The sequence below is a fragment of the Pseudomonas putida genome, assembly GCF_028682395.1.
GTDB classification, from domain to species: domain Bacteria; phylum Pseudomonadota; class Gammaproteobacteria; order Pseudomonadales; family Pseudomonadaceae; genus Aquipseudomonas; species Aquipseudomonas putida_AB.
The window spans coordinates 576,432-582,938 of the sequence record NZ_JANHLC010000004.1; the positions used below are offsets into that span (position 1 = coordinate 576,432).

1 protein-coding gene is annotated in these 6,507 nt (G+C 63.5%); it reads left to right on the forward strand.

Translation table 11 applies throughout. The features are described from left to right. Positions 1–237 precede the first annotated feature (237 nt). The coding region (locus NPS46_RS13875; protein WP_274108052.1) for a retention module-containing protein at positions 238–6,507 on the forward strand (6,270 nt) is incomplete at its 3' end.

A 6,507-nucleotide genomic window follows, 5' to 3' on the forward strand; every position in this document is an offset into this window, starting at 1 on the left:
GGTCACACACTGAATGCTTGCCCATCACAGAAATATCAATGTGACATTACGGAGCCGATTGTTTAGGATGGCGAAAGTAAGGTCAATACTTTGACGATAACTTATTTCAATTTGTTATAACGTCAATTATATGACCTTTTAATGGCGCCAATTTTGTAACTACACGTCCAACCTGAAGGGGCGAGCGCACCGATCAGGGAATGGAAGCCAACTGAACGGAAGGTCGGAGAGTCCCCCATGAGCACTGTCGTCGCGGTTGTGAAAAGCATTGTTGGTCAGGTTGAAGCGGTATCCCCGGAAGGCGTAAGACGTGTACTGATCGAGGGCGACCGCCTCTACACCGGCGACCAGTTGCTCACCGGCGCGGCCGGCGCTGTGTCCCTGGAAATGGCCGATGGCCGCACGATGGACCTGGGCCGTGACAGCCAGTGGAGCGCCAGCGAGCCTGACACCAGCAGTGCCGATATGGCCGCCGCGACCGCCCAGCAGGCCCCTTCGGTCGAAGAGTTGCAACAGGCCATCGCCGCCGGCGTCGACCCGACCACAGAACTGGAAGCCACCGCAGCAGGTCCGACCGCGGCCGGTAGCGGCGGCGCCGTCGGTGGCGGCCACAGCTTCGTGCAGTTGCAGGAAACCGCTGACCAGGTCGACCCGACCATCGGCTTCCCCACCGCCGGCCTCGGCCTGGCCACGTCGGCCCTGGAACAGACCCAGGGCGTCCTGGATGCCGACAACGGCACCACCCTGGCCCTGCGCCCTGCAACCCTGACCCTGAGCGCGACGCCGACCATCACTGAAGCGGGCGGCGTGCTGGTGTATACCGCCACCGTTAGCCAGGCGCCGCTGAGCGACCTGATCGTGACCCTGTCCAACGGTGCGGTCATTGTGATCAGCGCCGGGCAGACCAGCGGTACGGTCAATGTGCCCCTGGCGCCAAACGACACCGTGTACATCGACCCCAGCGATATCAGCGTGACCGTAACCGGCACATCCGGTGGCGGCGGCCTGGTACTGACCGTCGATCCGACGCCAGCAGTGACCCAGGTCACCGATACCACCGACACCACCACCGTGACCCTGACCGCCGACAGCAGCGTCGCCGAGAACGGCACCATTACCTACACCGCGACCCTGACCGACGCCCATGGCAACCTGGTTACCGCCCACGACGTGCCGGTCACCGTCACCCTGGAAAGCGGCAAGGTCATCACCATCGCCGTCGGCCAAAGTTCCGGCACCCTGGATGTCACCGTCGGCAACGATGTCTACGTCGGCGCCCCGACCGTCAGCGAAACCATCGCCACCACCAGCGGCGGCAACCTGGAACACGTGGTCGGCGATACGACACCGGCCACGACCACGGTGACGGACGTCATCGACGACACCGTGATCAGCATCAGTGGCAGCGCATCGGTCACCGAAGGCGACCCGGCCCATTACACCCTGACCCTGAACAACCAGGCCGAGGCAGACGTCACCGTCACCCTGAGCTACAGCGGCACCGCCGCCGACGGCAGCGATTTCACCGGCAAGACCACCATCACCATCCCCAAGGGCAGCAGCGGCACCACGTTCGACATCGCCACGCTGAACGACCAGATCACTGAAAATACCGAGCACTTCACGATCACGGTGGATTCGGCCACCGGCGGCAATTTCGAGAACATCGTAGTCAGCGGCACCCACGGCAGCGTCACCACCACCATCGTCGACAACGATATCCCAAGCTCCAACGGCGGCAGCGCCACCGGCCTGGAAGATACGCCACTGGCCCTGCACTGGGCCGACTTCGGCATCAGTGCCATCGACAGCTCGGTGCTCGATCAGGGCGTGAAAATCACCGGCCTGCCGGCCGATGGCACGTTGCAGTTGAACATTAATGGCGTCTTGACCGACGTGGTCGCCGACCAGATCATCAGCAAGGCCGACATCGACGCCGGCAAGCTGGTCTTCACCCCGGCCCACAACGAGTCCGGCGCTGACGGTTACGGCGGCAACGGCGTCGGCAACCAGCAGGCCGACTACGCCCAGATCAAGTTCGAGCCGATTGGCGCCGGCACATCGGGCAGCGAAGCGACGCTGAAAATCGATATCACCCCGCAAGCCGATGCGCCGACCCTGAGCACCACCGGCAACCTGGTGCCTTCGGTGGGCCTGATCAAGGAAACCTGGACCGGCCTGAGCGCCCTCAATGGCGGCGGCAACGGTGCTGATACCAGCCTGTTGAAAAACACCATCGATGCGGCCGACCCAAGCCAGAAAGCCTCCCACGAACTGGTCAGCAACGTGCAGGCCGGCGATGTGACCGTGGGCACCGCCTCGAAAACGTCCGGGTTGATCTACCTGGAAGCCGGCAAGACCTACACCTTCAGCGGCAGCGGCGATGACAGCCTGCTCGTGACCATTGGCGGCCAGAACGTGGCCGGCACCACCTGGGGCGGTGGCGGCCAACTCAATGGCGCCTTTACCCCGACTGCCAGCGGCTACTACACCATTGATATCTACCACCACAACCAGGACGGTCCGGGTAACTACGACGTCAATCTGCAAGTCGACAACGGCCCGGTCACCGACTTGGGCAGCAGCGGCGTGCCGCTGTACACCGGCCCTGGCGACCTGACCGCCGCGGGCGTTGATCTGTCCGACCTGCACGGCAGCGGCGGCGAAGGCTATTACGTCGGCCAGACGTTCAACCACGGCGTGGAAAACGGCAGCATCAAGCTCAGCCCGATCACCACTGGCCTGACCGATACCGACGGCTCCGAAACCCTGAAGGTGACCATCAGCGGCCTGCCGGTCGGCTCGGTCCTGACCGATGGCCACGGCAACACGTTGACCACCACCGATGGCACCCTGGATGTCACCGGCTGGAACCTGGACTCCCTCGTCCTGACGCCACCGCAGATGACCGATGCCTCGTTCGTCCTGACCGTGACCGCGACCTCCACCGAAAGCGTCGGCGGCGATTCGAAGAGCGTGTCCCTGGACCTGCCGATCGAAGTGGTCCCGACGACTTACCACGTCGAGCTGACCGCCACCGGCACCGTTGAAGAAGGCGGCGATATCACCTACACCGCGACCCTGGTCGATGCCAACGGCGTTCGGATCACCGGCCATGCCAATCCGGTGACCGTGACCCTGGACAACCAGCAGACCATCACCATTGGCGCGGGCCAGAGCAGTGGTACCGTGACCGTTACGACCGCTGACAACGATGTCTACATCAACACCAACACCGTCAAGGTCGCCATTACCGGCGCCACCGGCGACGACTTCACCAGCCTGACGCCCGCGACAGGCACGGCTGATACCCTGATCACAGACTCCACCGACACCACCACCCTGAGCATCACCGGCGACGCGACCGTCACCGAAGGGGACACCGCCCACTACACCCTGACGCTGGACCACGAAGCCCAAAGTGACGTGACCGTCACCCTGAGCTACAGCGGCACCGCCGTCGATGGCACCGACTTCACCGGCCAAACCACGGTGACCATCCTCAAGGGCACCAGCAGTATCCCGCTCAATCTCCTTACCCTGGACAATAACCTCGTCCAGAATGCCCGCGAATTCACCGTCACCATCGACGGCCACAGCGGCGGCAACTTTGAGCAACTGTTGACCAGCGCCACCCAGGGCAGCGTCACCACCACCCTCAACGACAACGACACGCCGAGCGCTTCGGGCGCCAGCGCGACAGGTGTTGAAGACCAGCCGCTGACCCTGACCTGGGCCAACTTCGGGATCACCAACATCGACGCGGCCGTGCCCGGCCAAGGCGTGAAAATCACCGACCTGCCGGCCGATGGCAAGTTGCAGTTGAACATCAATGGCGTCCTGACCGATGTGGCCGCCGACCAGATCATCAGCAAAGCCGACATCGACGCCGGCAAGCTGATCTTCACCCCGGCCCACAACGAGTCCGGTGCCGACGGTTACGGCGGCAATGGCGTCGGCAACCAGCAGGCCGACTACGCCCAGATCAAGTTCGAGCCGATTGGCGGCGGCACGTCGGGCAACGAAGCGACGCTCAAGGTCGATATCACCCCGCAGGCCGATGCACCGACCCTGAGCACCACCGTCCCGGGCGTGGTCGCCACCGGGTTGATCAAGGAAACCTGGACCGGCCTGAACGCGCTCAACGGTGGCGGCAATGGCACCAATACCACCCTGCTGAAAACCACCCTCGACGCGGCCGACCCGACCAAGGCGACCTCCCACACCACCGTGACCGATGTGCAAGCCACCAGCGTCGCGGAGAATGTCGCCTCGAAAACCTCCGGCCTGATCTATCTGGAGGCCGGCAAGACCTACACCTTCAGCGGCAGCGGCGATGACAGCCTGCTGGTCGCCGTGGGCGGTACCACTGTGGCACGCACCACCTGGGGCGAGAACGGCAATCTCAATGGCTCGATCACCCCGACGGTCAGCGGCTATTACACGCTGGAGATCTACCACCACAACCAGAACGGCCCGGGCAACTACGACGTCAATCTGCAAGTGGGCAACGGTCCGGTCACCGACCTGGGCAGCGCCCATGTGCCGCTGTACACCGGTCCGGCGGACCTGACCGGCGCCGGCATCAGCCTGTCCGATCTGCACGGTAGCAATGGCGAAGGCTACTACGTCGGCTACAAGCTCAATGAAGGCCCGGAAAACGGCAGCATCAAGCTCAGCCCGATCACTACCGGCCTGACCGACACCGACGGCTCCGAAACCCTGAGCGTGAAAATCAGCGGCCTGCCGGTCGGCTCGGTCTTGACCGATGGCCACGGCAACACGCTGACCACCACCGACGGCACCCTGGATGTCACCGGCTGGCACCTGGACTCCCTCGTCCTGACCCCACCACCGCTGACCCATGGCTCGTTTGACCTGACCGTGACGGCTACCTCCACCGAAACCGTAGGCGGCGATTCCCACGACAGCAACCTGACATTGCCGGTCACCGTGGTCCCGACCACCTACAACGTGGTCCTGAGCGCCAGCGCCTCGGTCCTCGAAGGCGGCACCATCACCTATACCGCCAGCCTGGTGGACGGTAACGGCAAGCCGGTCACGGCCCACACCCACGCGGTCACGGTCACCCTGGAAAGCGGCAAGACCATTACCATCGAGGCCGGTGCGTCCTCGGGCGAACTGCTGGTCAAGGCCGCCAACGATATCTATGTCGGCGCCCCGAGCGTCAGCGAGAAGTTCGGCTCGGCCAGCGGCAGCGACTTCAGCGCGCTGAATGGCAACAAGACCCCGGTGATCACCAGCGTCACCGATGTCAATGACACCACCACCCTCAAGCTGACCGCGACATCGAGCGTGGCCGAGGGCGGCATCATCACTTACAGCGCCACCCTGCTGGGCAAGGATGGCGTCACGCCGGTCACCGCTGGCTCGGCCATGACCATCACCCTGTCCAACGGCAAGACCCTGACCATCGCCAAGGGTGCCAGCACCAGCAATAGCGCCACAGCCGCCGCCCCGAACGATATCTACACCGACAACAAGCCGGTCGAGGTCTCGGTCACCAAAACCGTGGGTGGCAATTTCGAGCAACTGGACAGCACCACCCTTGGCAAAGCCAGCACCGCGGTCACGGATATCAACGACCTCACGAGCATCAAGCTGACCGCGACCCCGAGCGTGGCCGAAAACGGCACCATCACCTACACAGCGACCCTGGTCGGCAAAGACGGCAAGACCCCGGTCACCGCCGGCTCGGCCATGACCATCGAGCTGTCCAACGGCAAGACCATCACCATTGCCAAGGGCGCGAGCAGCAATACCACCACGGATGTGGCGCCCAACGATATCTACACCGGCAACAAGCCGATTGTGGTCTCGATCACCGGTACCACGGGCGGCAGCTTCGAGCAGCTCAACACCAGCGCCACCGTCAGCACCAGCGTGACCGATGTCAATGACACCACCACGGTCAAGCTGACCGCGACCCCCAGCGTGACCGAGGGCGGTACCATCACCTACAGCGCCACCCTGGTAGGCAAAGACGGGGTTACGCCGGTGACGGCGGGTTCGAACATGACCATCACCCTGTCCAACGGCAAAACCTTGACCATCCTCAAGGGCGCCAGCGACAGCAACACCGCAACGGCCGTGGCCCCGAACGATATCTACACCGATAACAAACCGGTGGCAGTTTCGATCACCGGCACCTCGGGCGGCAGTTTCGAGCGGCTCGACACCAGCTCCAAAGCCACGACTAGCGTGACGGATGTCAATGACATCACCACCGTCAAGCTGACCGCGACGTCGAGTGTGGGCGAGGGCGGCACCATCACCTACACCGCGACCCTGATCGGTGCCGACGGGAAGACCCAGGTCACCGCCGGCTCGACCATGACCATCGAGCTGTCCAACGGCAAGACCATCACCATTGCCAAGGGTGCAAGCAGCAGTACCGCCACGGCTGTCGCGCCGAACGATATCTACACCGGCAACAAGCCGGTCGAAGTCTCGATCAAGGGCACCACGGGTGGCAGCTTCGAGCAG